The organism is Streptomyces iakyrus (genome assembly GCF_000717055.1).
GTDB lineage: Bacteria > Actinomycetota > Actinomycetes > Streptomycetales > Streptomycetaceae > Streptomyces > Streptomyces iakyrus.
In genome coordinates, this window is sequence record NZ_JNXI01000005.1 from 49,050 (window position 1) to 63,826 (window position 14,777).

Here is a 14,777-nt window from a genome sequence, read left to right on the forward strand (position 1 = left end):
ACACGGCGCCTGCCGGAAGCCGTGGCGAACATCGGGTGGTGGGGCCGCCGTACCCACCACCGCGATGCCCACTTGCGCGCCCGCGAGACAATGGACGGTGGCCCACTCCACCTGGGAGTCCCCCGCCCGCGGGGGAGGGCCAGCGCGACGTACGAGGAGGAGAAGACATGGCGGAGCCCACGCCGCGTCGGAACGAACCGCGGCTACGCCCCGCGCCCCTGCTCTTCGAGCCCGCGGAGGCGGCCTCCGACCCTGAGCACTTCTTCGACCTCGAGTCGATCGACGACCCCCGGGCCCTGCTGGCCCGGGCGACGGAGCTGACGCTGGCGTTCCGGGCCGCGGCGGACCGGGCGGTGGAGTTCCAGGCGATGGCCGCGGCCCAGCTGGCCGATCCGCGGAGGTTCGACCGGCTGACGACGGCGGACATCGCCGAGCGGGCCGAGTGGACTGAGGACTACGCCAAGAAGATGGTCGAGTTCGGGCGGGATCTGATGCGGGGCGACGCAGAGGGCCGGGGGCCCGGCGAGACCGTGTAGAACAAGCCCTTCCCGATCACCTGGCATATGCCAGGCGGGCAAGATACTCCCTCCCACCCCCTCCTGTCCCGATTTCCCGCAACCCTCGGGAACCGGGCGCTCACGGCGGGTAGACCTGGATGCCATGAGCAGCGCATGGAACGCCTCCGATGTCACCCCGGACGGGGCCGCCTGGCTCGCCTCGGCAGGAACGTATCCGCGAAGCACGCTCGCCCTCTGGGAGGAGCGGCCGGACGCACCGGTCGTGCTGCCCTGCGGTGCGGTCTTCGATGTCGTCAGCGCGCCCTCGATGTTCGGCCGGCGGATGCTCGACCGGCTGTGGGACGACGGCCCGGGCTCGGGCCCGGTCGCGGAGTTCCGGGGGCGGATCCTGCTGTTCGCCGCCCCGGGGACGGCGCACCGGCTCCCCGCCCTGCTGGAGTGGGAGGAGTGGGGCACGCGGGACGGCCGGGAGACCAACCGCACGGACGCGGTGCCGCCGCTGCTCTGCCACGGCACCGGCGACGCCGTGACCGTCCCGGCGCCGTCGGAGAGCACCTCTCCCGCCCGCCGTTCCGCGTCCCGCTGGCTCGTCGCCCCCGACACCCGTCAGCCCTGGCTTCCCGGCCCCGAGGTACTGCTCTGGGCGGCCGTCCGGGCGGCCCGCTCAGCGGTGCGGATTTCGATTTTTCCTCCCGCCGACCAGGATGCTAAGGTCTACGACGTCAGCAGGCGCCGCTAGCTCAGTTGGTTAGAGCAGCTGACTCTTAATCAGCGGGTCCGGGGTTCGAGTCCCTGGCGGCGCACGTTGTCGGTGGCGGCTTGTGTTCGCGGAAAGCGCGAACACAAGCCGCCACCGTTATTTCTGCGCGGCTTCGCCGCGCGTCGTGGGGGCTGCGCCACCCACACCCCCGCCACTCGGCGTTCCACCGCCGCCCGCTTCAACGCCCCACCGCGATCTTCACCGTCCACGCCCCCGAAACCGTGCGTCCCTCCACCTTCACCCGCACGCCCTCCCCCGGCACCGTGAAGCTCTCCCCGATGCCGATCGGCGCGTCCGCCAGGGGCGGGTAGACGGAGTCCTCCCAGCACGCGTCCGTGCGCGGATGGGCGTCGATCACCTCGATGGGCCCGCCCCCGGACTGCGCCCCGCCCCGCACCCGGTACACGAGCACCCCTTGCCGGCACGCGGCCACGTCGTTGCCCACCGGCCCGCGCGCCTCCAAGGCGAGCACACTGTCGGGCCCGGTCCGCACCACGGCGAGCTTGGTGCCCCGCCCGAGACCGAAGGCCGGAGCGCCCGCGGTTCCCGCCGTCGGCACCCCCGGCCCCACCGCCAGCGGCTCCAGGGTCAGCCGGGCGGGCGCGGCGTCCTGCACGCACCGCACCTGCCGCGGATCCAGCCAGCCCAGCTTCCACTTGTGCCAGGCGAAAAGGTCCGGGGCGAGTCCGAACTGGCTGCCCATCAGGTCCCAGTCGCCGACGTGCGTGTCCCAGTCGCCCTTGCCGTCCACGGGCCGGTGGTACAGGTCGGGCAGGTCGAACACGTGCCCGGTCTCGTGGGCGAGGACGAGCCGGTCCGGCGGGTGCTGCTCGAACACCGTGACGATCCGGCGCAGGTCGGTGCCGTCGGCCCGCAGCGGGCTCGACAGGTTCACCACCTTGGTGGCGTCGGAGTCCACGCCGGGCGCGTCCGGGTCGGCGACGAAGTACACGACGTCATAGCGCGAGAAGTCCACCTGCGGGTCGGCCACGGAGAGGGCGTCGCGCAGGTAGGCGGCGCGGCGCCCGGGGCTCCAGTCGCGCTGTATGTCGTACGCGGTGGACGGGTGCGGCATCCGGATCCAGTGCCGCAGCGCGTGCGGGCGCAGGGTGAAACGGCCATAGGAAGCACGTTCGAAGAAGCGGGTGGTCGCCGGGAAGTGGTCGGCGGTCAGCTCCTGCGGCGTGGTCAGCGGGTGGGAGTCCGGGAAGGACAGGAAGACCATCACCGCGTCCAGGGAGCGGGACGGGCGCGGATAGGCGGCGTTCCAGGTGTCCAGGCCCTCCGAGTGGTGGGCGTCGGTCCGGGTCAGGGCGCAGGGCGCGGCCGAGTCGGACTCGGCGGCCGAGGGGCCGGCGCCGAGGGAAGTGGCGGCGAGCGCCGACATGGTGGTGAACACGGCCGCGGTGCTGCGCAGTCGGGCGCGCGGAAACGGACGCGGCACGGGTACCTCCGGGTACGGATCGCGGGACACCGCACCCAGCCTGTGATGATTTGTCGTACTGCGTCCTGTTTGCCTGCACCGGTCGGGTGAAGGGGGCGAAAAATCGCGGAAGCCGACACCCCCGAAGCACTCACAGAACGTCACAACTGGTCGGCGGCCTGAAGAAGGCGTCCAGGCGCGCGCAGAAACGATCTGGCAGAAGGGCCGGTTGGCCGGGAAGACTGGACACCGGCTGGAAGGCCCTCGGGCCAGCCTCTATGATCGGCACACTTTCCTGACCTTTCCTGCACGGACAGAGATCGAATACATGCGGGAGCGAGCGGTGAGTGGAACCTCCGAAGGGCCGGCGCCCGCGGCAGACCTGGAGCGGCCGGTCGTCACAGAGAGTGAGATCGATACGTCTCCCCGTACCGAGCCGCCGTCCGGGCTGCCCTACCGCTCCGTCTTCGCGGCCGCCCCGCTCGCCATGGCCGTCGTGGACCGCGAGGGCACGGTCGTCAGCGCCAACGACTCCCTCGCCGCGCTCCTCGGCGGCAGCCCGGACGGGCTCGCCGGGGCGGTCGCCGCCGACCTGGTCGACCTCACCTCCGACGCGCGCACCTGGCACGCCTACCGCGAGGTGCTGCGCGGACGGCAGTCCCGGCTGCGCTGCACGCGCCGGCTCAAGCACCCCGACGGGCGCTCGCTGTGGGTGCAGGTGACGGTCGCCCCGCTGGCCGCCGAGGACGACGGCGTGCTGCTGTCCGTCACCGACATCAGTGCCCGCCGGGAACTCCAGGCGCGGCTGCGGCACTTGCAGATGCACGACCCGGTGACCCGGCTGCCCAACCGCACCCTGTTCTTCGAGCGGCTTTCGGCCGCGCTGGAGGCGGAGTCCTACGAGCAGAGCGGCACGGGCCGGATCGGGCTGTGCTACCTGGACCTGGACGGCTTCAAGGCCATCAACGACACCCTCGGCCACCGCGTCGGCGACCGGCTGCTGGCCGCCGTCGCCGAGCGCCTCACGCGCTGCGCGGACGAGGCCGGCCACGCACGCACCAGCATCCCGCTGGTCGCCCGGCTCGGCGGGGACGAGTTCGCGCTGCTCGTCGAGGACTCCACCGGCACCGAACAGCTGGCCGAACTGGCCGAATCGGCGCTGCGGGCGATCCAGGACCCGTTCGACATCTCCGGCCAGCGGCTTTCGGTCTCGGCGTCGATCGGCGTCGTGGAGCGGCACGCGGCCGGCACCACCCCCACAGCGCTGATGCAGGCGGCGGACACGACGCTGTACTGGGCGAAGACGGACGGGAAGGCCCGCTGGACCCTGTTCGACCCGGAGCGCAACGCGCACCGCATGACGCGCCAGGCCCTCGCCTCCACGCTCCGGCCGGCCATCGAGCGGGGCGAGTTCCAACTGGAGTACCAGCCGCTGGTCGGCATGGAGGACGACCGGCTGCACGGCGTCGAGGCGCTCATCCGCTGGAACCACCCGCAGTTCGGCGTACTGACGCCGAATCGGTTCATCGGACTGGCGGAGGAGGACGGTTCGATCGTCCCGCTGGGCCGCTGGGTGCTGCGCACGGCCTGTGAACAGGCCCGTCGCTGGCAGCTTGACCACCCCGACGAGCCGCCGATCTTCGTCAGCGTGAACGTGGCGGTACGTCAGGTCTGGGACTCCGACCTGGTGGCGGACGTGGCGGAGACCCTGGCCGGGACGGGTCTGGCGCCGCATCTGCTTCAGCTGGAGCTGACCGAGTCGGCGGTGATGGGCTCGGCGGGCCGTCCGCTGCAGACCCTGAAGGCGCTCAGCGACATGGGCGTGCGCATCGCCATCGACGACTTCGGCACCGGCTACTCGAACCTCGCGTATCTGAGCCGGCTGCCGGTGTCGGTGCTGAAGCTGGACGGATCGTTCGTGCGCGGCTTCCAGTACGACGACCGGGAGGCGGCCGCCCGTGCCAACCCGGCCGACGAGGTGGTCGTCGAGGCGATGATCCAGCTGGCGCACCGGCTCGGGCTGACCGTCACGGCCGAGTGCGTGGAGACCTCGGCCCAGGCGACCCGGCTGCGCAGCATCGGCTGCGACACCGGACAGGGCTGGCTCTACTCCCGTCCGGTGCCGCCGGACCGCATTTCAGAACTGTTGGGCACGCCGGACGTTCAGGCGGAGGCGGGTGTCGGCAACCCGTAGGCGTCGGCGATGAGTTCGTAAGAGCGGAGCCGGACGTCACCGCCGTGCGCGTTGGCCGTGATCATCAGCTCGTCGGCGCCGGTGCGCTTGGCGAGGTCGTCCAGGCCCGAGCGGACCTCGTCGGAGGTGCCGTGGATGACGTTGGCGTTCCAGGAGTCGACGAAGTCGCGCTCCATGGGGCTGAACTCGTAGGCCTCCGCCTCCTCGGGGCTGGGCACGAGGCCCGGGCGGCCGGTGCGCAGCCGGACCATGCTGAGGGCGGCGGCCAGCACCTGCCGGCGGGCCTCCTTCTCCTCGTCGGCGGCGAGCGCGGAGACGCCGATGAGGGCGTACGGCTCGTCGAGCACGGCGGACGGCCGGAAGGACTCCCGGTACAGGTCCAGGGCCGGGACGGTGTTCTGCGCGGAGAAGTGGTGGGCGAAGGCGAAGGGCAGCCCCAGGGTCCCTGCGAGGCGGGCGCTGAAGCCGGAGGAGCCGAGCAGCCAGATCGGCGGGCGGTGCGGGGACTGGACGCCGCCGGGGGACGTGGCCTGGACGGGGCCCGGTACGGCGTGGATGCGGCGGTAGGGGTGCCCGTCGGGGAAGTCGTCGTCGAGGAAGCGGGTCAGCTCGGCGAGCTGCTGGGGGAAGTCGTCGGCGCCCTCGTTCAGGCGATCTGTGCGGCGCAGGGCGGCGGCCGTAGCGCCGTCCGTGCCGGGGGCGCGGCCGAGGCCGAGGTCGATCCGGCCCGGAGCCATGGCCTCCAGCGTCCCGAACTGCTCGGCGATCACGAGCGGGGCGTGGTTGGGCAGCATCACACCGCCCGAGCCGAGCCGGATGCGGTCGGTGTGGGCGGCGAGGTGGGCCAGGATCACGGCCGGGGAGGAGGACGCGACACCCGGCATGGAGTGGTGCTCGGCGACCCAGTAGCGGTGGAAGCCGCGGCGCTCCGCGAGGCGCGCCAGGCCGACGCTGGTGCGCAGGGCGTCGGAGGCGGTGCGGCCGGCCCCCACGGTGACCAGGTCCAGTACGGAGAGGGGGACGGGGGCGTCGCCCTGTGCCGCGCCGCGTATCTCGTCCGCCGCGCCGTGTGTCTCGTCTGCCGCCACGGTGGGGTGCCTCCTGCTGTTGACCGTGTGCTGTCGTTCCGGCTCTAACAGGGGACAGTCTCCGGTTATTCCCGGTCACGCACCGGGGGCCGTCAGGCGGCCTGCTCCCAGTCGCTCCGGGCGTCGCTCTGCGGGGGCGGCCGGTCGGCCTTCTCGCGGGCCCGCAGGACGGCCCATGCGAGGGCGGTCGCGCAGGCGAGCCACCAGGGCAGGAGCCACACGACACCCCACCATGCGGGGGCCGGATGGAGGAGGGCGTCCACGGCGGCGGCGCCCATGGCCGCGGCCAGGCACCAGCACAGCAGGCGCCCGGACAGCTGGACAGCGCTTGCGGGGGATCTGAACGGGCCCGGTTCGGCCATCGGAGAGTCCTTCACGGCACGACTGGCTGCGGACGTGGTCAGTGTGCACGGAATGGACAACTGGAGGGGAACGCGCTTTCGGTCAACCCAAGAGCCGGGTGATGCGACGGAGTTGAGCATTCCTCAGCTTCGGGTGGGACATTGGAGCGACTTTGCCCCGCTCTGCCCCGAAGAAGGGGTAGGACCGATTCCGGCCCCCATGGAAGGTGCATTCGAGGGCACGGCACCTTCCCTCGACCGGCCCGGGGCACTCGGAGCTCCATGACGACCGAGGCGTACCGGGTGGCGCGAGCGGCCACCCGGCTCAAGGCGGCGTTCACGGTGGCCGTCGGCATGAATCTGGTCGAATCCCTCTGGGACCCGAGTGGACTCGTCTGGACGGCAGCCCGACGGGCAGCCACCGCGCTCTTCACCGTCGCCCTCGTCGCGTACGTCGCGCTGCGTCTGCTTCGGTGGCGCCGGACGAGGAGCGAACGTCCATGAGATTCCTCGCCACCCGCGACGGGTGCCGCGGGGGCGAGGGGCAGGTCTCGCGCCTCACACCTGGACGATCGGCTCCCTCGTGAACAGCGCCCCCAGTTCCGGCGCGTTCACGCGTCGGTCCGCCAGGCGCAGGCCCTCCCAGACCGTGACCTGGTTGGCGGTGAGGACCGGCTTGCCGAGTTCCTTCTCCAGGGCCGGGATGTGGGCCGCCGTGTGGAGGGCCGTGTCGGGCAGGAGGAGCGCCTCGGCGTCGGGGTGGTCGGAGTTCCGGGCCAGGGCGAGGAGTTCGGTCTCGCCCCAGGTGCCGACCTCGGCGGCCGTGATGATGCCGGAGCTGCTGACCGACACGACCTCCACACCGGCCGCGCGCAGGAACTCGGCGAACAGCTGCGCCACGTCCTCCGGGTACGTCGCTCCGATCGCGACCCTGCGCGCCCCCAGCTCCCGCACCGCGTGCGCGAACGCGAAGGACGTGGACGACGCCGGCATGCCGGCCGTCTGCGCCAGGGCGCGGACCTGCTCCTGCGCGCCGTCCCAGCCGTAGACGAAGCTGCCGCTCGTGCAGGCCCACACCACGGCGTCCGCACCGGCGTGCCGCAGTTCCTGGACTCCCGCCGCGAGCCGGCCGGCGGAGCCCATCTCCAGCAGCGCGTCCACCCGGTGCGCGTCCTCACCGATGTCGGTGTGCACCAGGTCCACCCGGATGTCGCTGCCCAGCAACTGCTCGATGCGCGGATAGTCGTCCTCGGCGGAGTGGCCCGGGTAGAGAAATCCCAGTGCTGTCATGTCCAGCCTTCCTGCTGCTGCTCTTCTTCCGGCAGTACGGGACCGGGGTCCGCCCCCGGTGCTGCGGGACCGGAACGCGCCGCCGGATTGATCAGCGCTTGGTACGGCCCCACCGCACGGGTACCCAGTCGGCGCAGTGCCGCCCACATCGTCACTTGGTTGGCCGAGATCACCGGGATGCGCAGCTCGGCCTCCAGCTGGGGGATCACGTCGTAGGTGGGCAGGTTGGTGCAGCTGATGAACAGCGCGTCGGCGTCGTCGCGGACGGCCTGCCGGGCCATGTCCACCACCTCGCGGTAGGGGACCTTCCAGATGTGCCGGGTCAGCCCCATGAAGGCGCAGCCGGAGATCGTGACGCCGGCCTGGGCGACGTAGGCCTCCAGCGACTGCGTCACCGAGACCGTGTACGGCGTCACCAGTGCCACCCGGCGTACGTCCAGCTCGACGAGGGCCTCCAGCAGTGCGCCGGAGGTGGTGATCGCCGGTACGGCACCGGCCCGGCTCATCGCCTCGCACATCGCCCGCTCGCCCATCGTGCCGCCGACGAAGGAGCCGGACGTGCAGGCGTAGGCCACGACCTCGGGGGCGATCGCGTTGAGCGTGCGGACCGCCTCGCCGAGCGTCTCGTGCTCGCTGACCAGGCGGGCCAGGTCGAGACTCACCTCGACCGGCACGAAGGGGGTGCGGGTCATATGGAGCGAGACCTCGTCCGGCACCCAGCGCCACAGCTCGCGGTCGAGTGCGAAGTCGAAGGGGGCGACGACGCCGACCCCGCGCTGCGGGCTGGGCCCGCCGAGAAATGAGACGTCCATGGCAGGCACCGGCCTCACGCTGGGCAACGAGTGTGCAACGGATCGTGGGAACGCCCGTGTTGACGACGGTAGGTTCGGGTGCGAGCGTGGTCAATCCGCCCGGATCACTCCTTGGTCAACACCGGGTTAACTCGTCGTCACCGACCGGTGCCCGTGGCCGGTCGGACCCGCCGAACGGCTGGAGAAACGGCTGCTCATGCCCACCCCCACCCTTCTCGTCCTGGACGCCGAACCCCACCCCCGCCTCGGCCGCCTCACCGGTCGCGCCCGTATCGAGCACACCGACGCGGAGGGGCTCGCCGCACGCCTCCCGCGTGCGGATGTACTCCTGGTGTGGGACTTCACCTCGCGCGCCGTGCGGGACGCCTGGCCTGGCGAGGGCCCGCGGCCACGCTGGGTGCATACGGCCAGCGCCGGCGTGGACCACCTGATGTGTCCGGAACTCGCCGCCTCGGACACCGTGGTGACGAACGCACGCGGCATCTTCGACCAGCCGATCGCCGAGTACGTCGCCGCGCTGGTGCTGGCCATGGCCAAGGACCTGCCGCGGACGCTGGAACTCCAGCGGGAACGGACCTGGCGGCACCGCGAGGCGCACAAGATCTCCGGAACCCGGGCCGTCGTGGTCGGCTCCGGCCCGATCGGCCGGGCGATCGCGCACACGTTGGGGGCGCTGGGCATCACGACCGCGCTCGTCGGCCGTGCCGCGCGCTCCGGCGTGCACGGCCCGGAGGACCTGGACCGGCTGCTGGCCCGCGCCGACTGGGTGATCGCGGCGGCGCCGCTCACGGACGAGACGCGGGGGATGTTCGACGCCCGCCGCTTCGGCCTGATGCAGCCGTCGGCCCGGTTCGTCAACATCGGCCGGGGCCGGCTGGTCGTCGAGGACGCGCTCGCCGAGGCCCTGGCCAAGCGCTGGATCGCGGGCGCCGCCCTGGACGTCTTCGAGGCCGAACCCCTGCCTCCCGACAGCCCGTTGTGGCAGACCCCGGACCTGATCGTGTCTCCGCACATGAGCGGCGACACCATCGGCTGGCGCGACGAACTCGGCGCCCAGTTCGTGGAGTTGTACGAACAGTGGGCGTCCGGCGAGCCGCTGAGGAACGTGGTCGACAAGCAGCGTGGGTATGTACCTGGTCACTGACGTTCCGTGGAGGGTGAATGACCGAGCTCACCGACCTGACCGCCGTACGGCTCCTCGACGGGTACCGCAAGGGCGAGTGGAGTCCCGTGGAGGCGGCCCGGGCGGCGCTGGACCGGGCCGAGGCGATCCAGCCGGAGGTGAACGCCTTCGTCCGGCTCACCGCCGAGGACGCGCTGGAACGGGCCCGGGAGTCGGAGGAGCGATGGCGGCGCGGTGAGCCACGGGGGCTGCTCGACGGGGTGCCGGTCACCGTCAAGGACATCCTGCTCCAGCGCGGGGCGCCGACCCTGCGGGGCTCGAAGGCCGTGGACCCGGCGGCCGGGCGCTGGGACGAGGACGCCCCCTCCGTGGCCCGGCTGCGGGAGCACGGTGCGGTCTTCCTCGGCAAGACGACGACCCCCGAGTACGGCTGGAAGGGGGTGACGGACTCGCCGCTCAGCGGTGTGACGCGCAACCCGTGGGACCCCTCGCGCACGGCGGGCGGGTCGAGCGGCGGCAGCGCGGCGGCCGTGGCGCTCGGCGCGGGGCCGCTGTCGCTGGGCACGGACGGCGGCGGAAGCGTGCGCATCCCGGCGTCGTTCTGCGGGATCTTCGCGCTGAAGCCGACGTACGGGCGGGTGCCGCTCTACCCGGCGAGCGCGTTCGGCACGCTGGCGCACGTGGGTCCGATGACCCGGGACGCGGCGGACGCGGCGCTGCTGATGGACGTGATCGGGCATCCGGACTCGCGCGACTGGTCGGCGCTGTCCGCCCCGGCCGGCCCGTACACCGACGGTCTGGCGGGCGGGGTGCGCGGGCTGCGGGTGGCGTACTCGCCCTCGCTGGGCGGGCAGGTGGCGGTGCAGCCGGCGGTCGCGCGGGCGGTGCGGCGGGCGGTGGAGCGGCTGGCGGAGCTCGGCGCGTACGTCACCGAGACCGACCCGGACCTCACCGACCCGGTGGAGGCCTTCCACACCCTGTGGTTCAGCGGGGCGGCCCGGGTGACCCAGCACCTCGGCCCGCACCAGCGGGAGTTGCTCGACCCGGGCCTGCGGGAGATCTGCGCGCGGGGCGCCCGCTACTCGGCGCTGGACTACCTGGCCGCGGTGGACGTGCGGATGGACATGGGCCGCCGGATGGGCCGGTTCCACGACACCTATGACCTGCTCGTCACCCCGACCCTGCCGCTCACGGCGTTCGAGGCGGGCGCCGAGGTGCCGAAGGGATCCGGCCACCGGCGGTGGACGGGCTGGACGCCGTTCACCTACCCGTTCAACATGACGCAGCAACCCGCGGCGAGCGTGCCGGTCGGCGCCGACGGGGACGGTCTGCCGATCGGACTCCAGCTCGTGGCCGCCCGGCACCGGGACGATCTGGTGCTGCGGGCGGCCCACGCGCTGTACGAGGCGGGGGCGGCCTCCGCCGGCCGGCCTACGCCCTCCGGAAGCTGAGCGACTCCCCCGCCGCTCCCGACCTCCACAGGTCGTTGCACGCCTCGGCCATGCTCTCCAGACCGTCGACGACCTGGCCCCAGACGATGCCGGGGACCCAGCCGACATCGCCGTTCAGCAGCAGGTTGTTGCGCTCGTAGAACAGGGCCAGGTCGACGAGCGTGGTGCCGGCGCGGACCTCACGGTCGTAGCCGTAGGCCTTGGTGCCCAACTCCGCCCCGGCGAAGGTGAAATAGCACAGATCGCCGGGGATCGGGGTAATAGTCGGGTTTTCCAGGGGTGGCTCGGTTTCGGCGAAGGGTGGGAAAAGGGCGTAGATCTCGTTGCGTGCGTACTTCGCGTGGTAGACGTCCCCGGCCAGCGGAAGGGAATCCCAGACGGCGGCGCAAGTGATCGGCGCGCGGTCGTCCAGCAACCTGGCCGTGCAGGTCACGTCACGCTTGACCAGCGAGACTTCGATGTAGCGATCAGCCATGCCCTCCATGGGAGTGCCCGCCGCCGCTCGGGTCAAGGGCGCCCGGGGCAAGTGGGGGGCTTGAAAAGACCGGAATAACTCGGATGCGGTCGGGTAGCCGCGCGCCCATGGCTCCACCACAGAGAAGCCCACACAGAAGCACACTGCGAAGTCCCGGACGCATATCCCGGCCCGCCTCGGGGCCCACACGCCGGTCGCTGCTCGCGGGGGTGGCGGCGCTCGGCGCGCTGGGCGCCGCCGGATGCAGCCGGGTAGCCACCGCCTCGGACGTCAAGGGCGGTGATCTGCTCGGCCGGCTCCGGGCGGCGGGCGTCGTCCGCCTCGGCATCGCCGGTGAGATCCCGTTCGGCTTCATCGACACGAACGGCGAACTGACCGGTGAGGCACCGGAACTGGCCAAGGTGATCTTCAAGCGGCTCGGCGTCGACCGGGTGCAGCCCGTGCCGACCGAGTTCGGCTCGCTCATCCCGGGCCTGAACTCCCAGCAGTTCGACGTCGTGGCCGCCGGGATGTACGTCAACCCCGAGCGCTGCGAGCAGGTCATCTTCGCCGACCCCGACTACCAGATGCTCGACGCGTTCATCGTGCGCAAGGGCAACCCCAAGGGGCTGCGCAGCTACAAGGACGTCGTCGAGAAGAAGGCGAAGTTCGCCACCGGGACCGGCTACGCCGAGATCCAGTACGCCGTCGAGGCGGGGTACAAGGAGAGCGAGATCCTGATCGTCCCGGACCAGGTCGCGGGCCTGAACGCGGTCGAGGCGGGGCGCGTGGACGTCTTCGCCGGTACGGCGCTCACCGTGCGCGAGGTGGTGAAGAAGTCCGCCAAGGCGGAGGCCACCGATCCGTTCAAGCCGATCGTCGGCGGCAAGCCGCACGTCGACGGTGGCGCCTTCGCGTTCCGGCCGACCGAGTCGAACCTGCGCGACGCCTTCAACGTGGAGCTGCGCAAACTCAAGAAGAGCGGCGAACTGCTCCGCATCCTCAAGCCGTTCGGTTTCACCGAGGCCGAGATGACGGATCTGACCGCGAAGGAGCTCTGCGGCGGATGACCTCGGGACTCTGGGAACTCGTACTCAAGGGCGTCTGGGTCACGATCCAGCTGCTCGTCTGCAGCGCACTGCTGGGCGCCGCGGTGTCCTTCGTCGTCGGCGTGGCGCGCACCCACCGGCTGTGGATCGTCCGCTTCCTCGCGGGCGTCTACACCGAGGTGTTCCGCGGCACGTCGGCCCTGGTGATGATCTTCTGGGTGTACTTCGTGCTGCCCGTCGCCTTCGGCTGGCAGCTGGTGCCGCTGTGGGCGGGCACCCTCGCGCTCGGCCTGACCTACGGGGCGTACGGCTCCGAGATCGTGCGCGGCGCGCTGAACGCGGTCGACCCGGCGCAGAAGGAGGGCGGGATCGCGCTCAGCTTCACGCCCTGGCAGCGGCTGCGGCTGATCCTGCTTCCGCAGGCCGTGCCGGAGATGATCCCGCCGTTCTCCAACCTGCTGGTCGAACTGCTCAAGGGCACCGCCCTGGTGTCGATCATGGGCATGGGTGACCTGGCGTTCAGCGGCAACCTGGTGCGCCTCGCGCTCCAGGAGAGCGCGGAGATCTACACGATCGTGCTGCTGATCTACTTCGTGATCGCCTTCGTCCTGACCCGCGGCATGCGCGGCCTGGAGCACAGGCTCAAGGCCGGTACGGGCAAGCCGGTCGGCAGCACGCCCGACCAGGAACTCGACCGTCCGCAGACCACCGGCGTGGGAGGTGCTGTCGCATGAAGTGGGACTGGAGCGCTGTCAGCGGCTTCATGCCGGACCTCTGGGCCGGTCTGCTGGTCACCCTGCAGATCCTGGTCCTCGGCTCGTTGATCTCGTTCGCGCTGGGCCTGGTGTGGGCACTGCTGATGCGGGTGCCCTCGCGGTGGGTGACCTGGCCGGTCGGCGCGGTCACGGAGTTCGTCCGCAACACCCCGCTGCTGGTGCAGTTGTTCTTCCTCTTCTACGTGCTGCCCGAGTGGGGCGTGACCTTCTCGGCGCTGACCACCGGCGTCTTCGCTATCGGGCTGCACTACTCGACGTACACGATGCAGGTCTACCGGGCCGGCATCGAGGCCGTGCCGGCCGGCCAGTGGGAGGCGGCGACGGCACTGAACCTGCCGCTGCGCCGGACGTGGACCGCGGTGATCCTGCCGCAGGCGGTGCGCCGGGTCGTCCCGGCCCTCGGCAACTACGTGATCTCCATGCTCAAGGACACGCCGCTGGTCATGGCGATCACCGTGCTGGAGATGCTCGGCCGGGCGCGCCTGTACTCGCAGGAGCACTTCCAGTTCACCGAACCGCTGACGGTGATCGGCGTGGCCTTCATCGTCATTTCCTACCTGGCCTCCCTTGCCCTGCGAGCCCTGGAGCGACGCCTTGCCCACTGACACTCTCCCCAATTCCGGGACCGACCCCGAGAAGAACCCCGCCCGCAGCACCGGCGAACTGATCCGGCTGGAGCAGGTGACCAAGCGGTTCGGGAGCAACACCGTCCTGGACCACCTGGACTTCTCCGTCGACGCCGGCAAGCACGTCACCCTGATCGGCCCGTCGGGGTCCGGCAAGACCACGATCCTGCGGCTGCTGATGACCCTGCTCAAGCCCGACGAGGGCACGATCACGGTCGACGGGCAGCAGCTGTTCCCGGCCTCCGACAAGCAGGTCCGCGAGGTCCGCAAGAAGATCGGGATGGTGTTCCAGCAGTTCAACCTGTTCCCGAACATGACGGTGCTGCGGAACATCACCGAGGCGCCGGTCACCGTCCTCGGCATGCCGAAGGACGAGGCGGTGGAGCGGGCCAAGGGCCTGCTGGACATGGTGGGCCTGGCCGACAAGTGCGACGCGCACCCCGCCCAGCTCTCCGGCGGCCAGCAGCAGCGGGTGGCGATCGCCCGGGCCCTGGCGATGCGCCCGCAGGTGCTGCTGCTGGACGAGGTGACCTCCGCGCTCGACCCCGAGCTGGTCGCGGGAGTCCTCGACGTCCTCAGGGACATCGCCCGCTCCACGGACATCACGATGCTCTGTGTGACCCACGAGATGAATTTCGCCCGGGACATCTCCGACCAGGTCCTGATGTTCGATTCGGGCCGGATCATCGAGGCGGGCCCGCCGGAGAAAATCTTCAGCGACCCGGAGCTGGACCGGACACGGGAGTTCCTCAGCGCAGTGCTCTGACTACGGCCGGTGAGCAGCCGGAACACCCGGCCCGTCGACCGGGGTGCGGCTGGGGCATGCCTCTGACATATGCCAGAGTGTCATTGCCCCAGTCCGGGGCCCCGGG

16 protein-coding genes and 1 tRNA gene are annotated in these 14,777 nt (G+C 71.4%); 11 read left to right on the plus strand and 6 right to left on the minus strand.

All coding sequences use genetic code 11. From position 1 onward, the window contains the following. Positions 1-167: 167 nt before the first annotated feature. The 3 genes from OO68_RS10940 (at position 168) to OO68_RS10945 (ending at position 1,321) form a co-directional block, all read left to right on the plus strand. Positions 168-536 carry a DUF8844 domain-containing protein gene (locus tag OO68_RS10940; RefSeq protein WP_033308083.1) on the plus strand — a complete coding sequence of 123 codons (369 nt, stop codon included), beginning with the start codon at positions 168-170 and terminating at the stop codon, positions 534-536. A gap of 124 nt (positions 537-660) precedes the next feature. After that, positions 661-1,257 (plus strand): bifunctional DNA primase/polymerase, encoded by a 597-nt coding sequence (locus OO68_RS43445; protein ID WP_063739309.1) that lies wholly within the window; start codon positions 661-663, stop codon positions 1,255-1,257. Beyond that, positions 1,248-1,321, plus strand: a tRNA-Lys gene (locus tag OO68_RS10945). Before OO68_RS43445 ends, OO68_RS10945 begins: the two co-directional genes overlap by 10 nt. Positions 1,322-1,456: 135 nt before the next feature. Here the strand turns inward: OO68_RS10945 and OO68_RS10950 are convergent. After that, the gene (locus tag OO68_RS10950; protein WP_033308253.1) at positions 1,457-2,722 is read right to left on the minus strand and encodes a M6 family metalloprotease domain-containing protein; all 1,266 of its coding nucleotides are present in this window, start codon (positions 2,720-2,722) and stop codon (positions 1,457-1,459) included. A 307-nt stretch (positions 2,723-3,029) separates the two neighbouring features. Here OO68_RS10950 and OO68_RS10955 point away from each other — a divergent pair, with 307 nt between their 5' ends. Then, complete coding sequence (locus OO68_RS10955) at positions 3,030-4,895, plus strand: putative bifunctional diguanylate cyclase/phosphodiesterase (protein ID WP_051814585.1); 1,866 nt, start codon at positions 3,030-3,032, stop codon at positions 4,893-4,895. Here OO68_RS10955 and OO68_RS10960 read toward each other — a convergent pair. Then, the gene (locus tag OO68_RS10960; RefSeq protein ID WP_033308085.1) at positions 4,865-5,983 is read right to left on the minus strand and encodes an LLM class flavin-dependent oxidoreductase; all 1,119 of its coding nucleotides are present in this window, start codon (positions 5,981-5,983) and stop codon (positions 4,865-4,867) included. The genes OO68_RS10955 and OO68_RS10960 overlap by 31 nt on opposite strands. A gap of 92 nt (positions 5,984-6,075) precedes the next feature. Next, complete coding sequence (locus OO68_RS10965) at positions 6,076-6,345, minus strand: hypothetical protein (protein WP_033308086.1); 270 nt, start codon at positions 6,343-6,345, stop codon at positions 6,076-6,078. A 261-nt stretch (positions 6,346-6,606) separates the two neighbouring features. On the opposite strand from OO68_RS10965, the gene OO68_RS10970 reads away from it, so the two are divergent. Next, entirely contained in the window at positions 6,607-6,828 is a 222-nt protein-coding gene (locus tag OO68_RS10970) for a hypothetical protein (RefSeq protein ID WP_033308087.1), read from the plus strand. A 54-nt stretch (positions 6,829-6,882) separates the two neighbouring features. Here OO68_RS10970 and OO68_RS10975 read toward each other — a convergent pair whose 3' ends face one another. Both OO68_RS10975 and OO68_RS10980 read right to left on the minus strand, forming a co-directional pair. Continuing rightward, positions 6,883-7,614, minus strand: coding sequence for a maleate cis-trans isomerase family protein (locus OO68_RS10975; protein ID WP_033308088.1), 732 nt, complete (start codon positions 7,612-7,614; stop codon positions 6,883-6,885). After that, entirely contained in the window at positions 7,611-8,426 is an 816-nt protein-coding gene (locus OO68_RS10980; protein WP_033308089.1) for a maleate cis-trans isomerase family protein, read from the minus strand. The genes OO68_RS10975 and OO68_RS10980 overlap by 4 nt, the downstream gene beginning before the upstream one ends. Positions 8,427-8,622: 196 nt before the next feature. Here OO68_RS10980 and OO68_RS10985 point away from each other — a divergent pair, with 196 nt between their 5' ends. Both OO68_RS10985 and OO68_RS10990 read left to right on the plus strand, forming a co-directional pair. Then, entirely contained in the window at positions 8,623-9,570 is a 948-nt protein-coding gene (locus tag OO68_RS10985; protein WP_033308090.1) for a D-2-hydroxyacid dehydrogenase, read from the plus strand. 17 nt (positions 9,571-9,587) lie between these two features. Further along, complete coding sequence (locus tag OO68_RS10990; RefSeq protein ID WP_033308091.1) at positions 9,588-11,000, plus strand: amidase; 1,413 nt, start codon at positions 9,588-9,590, stop codon at positions 10,998-11,000. On the opposite strand, the gene OO68_RS10995 is transcribed toward OO68_RS10990, so the two are convergent. Further along, positions 10,981-11,475: a DUF3830 family protein gene (locus tag OO68_RS10995; RefSeq protein ID WP_033308092.1), complete on the minus strand. Its 495-nt coding sequence runs from the start codon at positions 11,473-11,475 to the stop codon at positions 10,981-10,983. The genes OO68_RS10990 and OO68_RS10995 overlap by 20 nt on opposite strands. 107 nt (positions 11,476-11,582) lie before the next feature. Here OO68_RS10995 and ehuB point away from each other — a divergent pair, with 107 nt between their 5' ends. The 4 genes from ehuB to ehuA are packed head-to-tail and all read left to right on the plus strand — an operon-like array spanning position 11,583 to position 14,671. Continuing rightward, positions 11,583-12,524 (plus strand): ectoine/hydroxyectoine ABC transporter substrate-binding protein EhuB, encoded by a 942-nt coding sequence (gene ehuB / locus OO68_RS11000; RefSeq protein WP_106974314.1) that lies wholly within the window; start codon positions 11,583-11,585, stop codon positions 12,522-12,524. Then, positions 12,521-13,237 (plus strand): ectoine/hydroxyectoine ABC transporter permease subunit EhuC, encoded by a 717-nt coding sequence (gene ehuC / locus OO68_RS11005; RefSeq protein WP_033308094.1) that lies wholly within the window; start codon positions 12,521-12,523, stop codon positions 13,235-13,237. Before ehuB ends, ehuC begins: the two co-directional genes overlap by 4 nt. Beyond that, positions 13,234-13,884: an ectoine/hydroxyectoine ABC transporter permease subunit EhuD gene (ehuD, locus tag OO68_RS11010; protein ID WP_033308095.1), complete on the plus strand. Its 651-nt coding sequence runs from the start codon at positions 13,234-13,236 to the stop codon at positions 13,882-13,884. Before ehuC ends, ehuD begins: the two co-directional genes overlap by 4 nt. Further along, positions 13,874-14,671 (plus strand): ectoine/hydroxyectoine ABC transporter ATP-binding protein EhuA, encoded by a 798-nt coding sequence (gene ehuA, locus OO68_RS11015; RefSeq protein ID WP_033308096.1) that lies wholly within the window; start codon positions 13,874-13,876, stop codon positions 14,669-14,671. Before ehuD ends, ehuA begins: the two co-directional genes overlap by 11 nt. Positions 14,672-14,777 lie beyond the last annotated feature (106 nt).

Excerpts from the sequence above, each read along its gene's own strand:
- OO68_RS10940 (WP_033308083.1), top strand. The coding sequence starts at position 168 with ATGGCGGAGCCCACGCCGCGTCGGAACGAACCGCGGCTACGCCCCGCG.
- OO68_RS43445 (WP_063739309.1), top strand. The coding sequence starts at position 661 with ATGAGCAGCGCATGGAACGCCTCCGATGTCACCCCGGACGGGGCCGCC.
- OO68_RS10955 (WP_051814585.1), top strand. The coding sequence starts at position 3,030 with ATGCGGGAGCGAGCGGTGAGTGGAACCTCCGAAGGGCCGGCGCCCGCG.
- OO68_RS10965 (WP_033308086.1), bottom strand. The coding sequence starts at position 6,345 with ATGGCCGAACCGGGCCCGTTCAGATCCCCCGCAAGCGCTGTCCAGCTG.
- OO68_RS10970 (WP_033308087.1), top strand. The coding sequence starts at position 6,607 with ATGACGACCGAGGCGTACCGGGTGGCGCGAGCGGCCACCCGGCTCAAG.
- OO68_RS10975 (WP_033308088.1), bottom strand. The coding sequence starts at position 7,614 with ATGACAGCACTGGGATTTCTCTACCCGGGCCACTCCGCCGAGGACGAC.
- OO68_RS10980 (WP_033308089.1), bottom strand. The coding sequence starts at position 8,426 with ATGGACGTCTCATTTCTCGGCGGGCCCAGCCCGCAGCGCGGGGTCGGC.
- OO68_RS10985 (WP_033308090.1), top strand. The coding sequence starts at position 8,623 with ATGCCCACCCCCACCCTTCTCGTCCTGGACGCCGAACCCCACCCCCGC.
- OO68_RS10990 (WP_033308091.1), top strand. The coding sequence starts at position 9,588 with ATGACCGAGCTCACCGACCTGACCGCCGTACGGCTCCTCGACGGGTAC.
- OO68_RS10995 (WP_033308092.1), bottom strand. The coding sequence starts at position 11,475 with ATGGCTGATCGCTACATCGAAGTCTCGCTGGTCAAGCGTGACGTGACC.
- ehuB (WP_106974314.1), top strand. The coding sequence starts at position 11,583 with ATGGCTCCACCACAGAGAAGCCCACACAGAAGCACACTGCGAAGTCCC.
- ehuC (WP_033308094.1), top strand. The coding sequence starts at position 12,521 with ATGACCTCGGGACTCTGGGAACTCGTACTCAAGGGCGTCTGGGTCACG.
- ehuD (WP_033308095.1), top strand. The coding sequence starts at position 13,234 with ATGAAGTGGGACTGGAGCGCTGTCAGCGGCTTCATGCCGGACCTCTGG.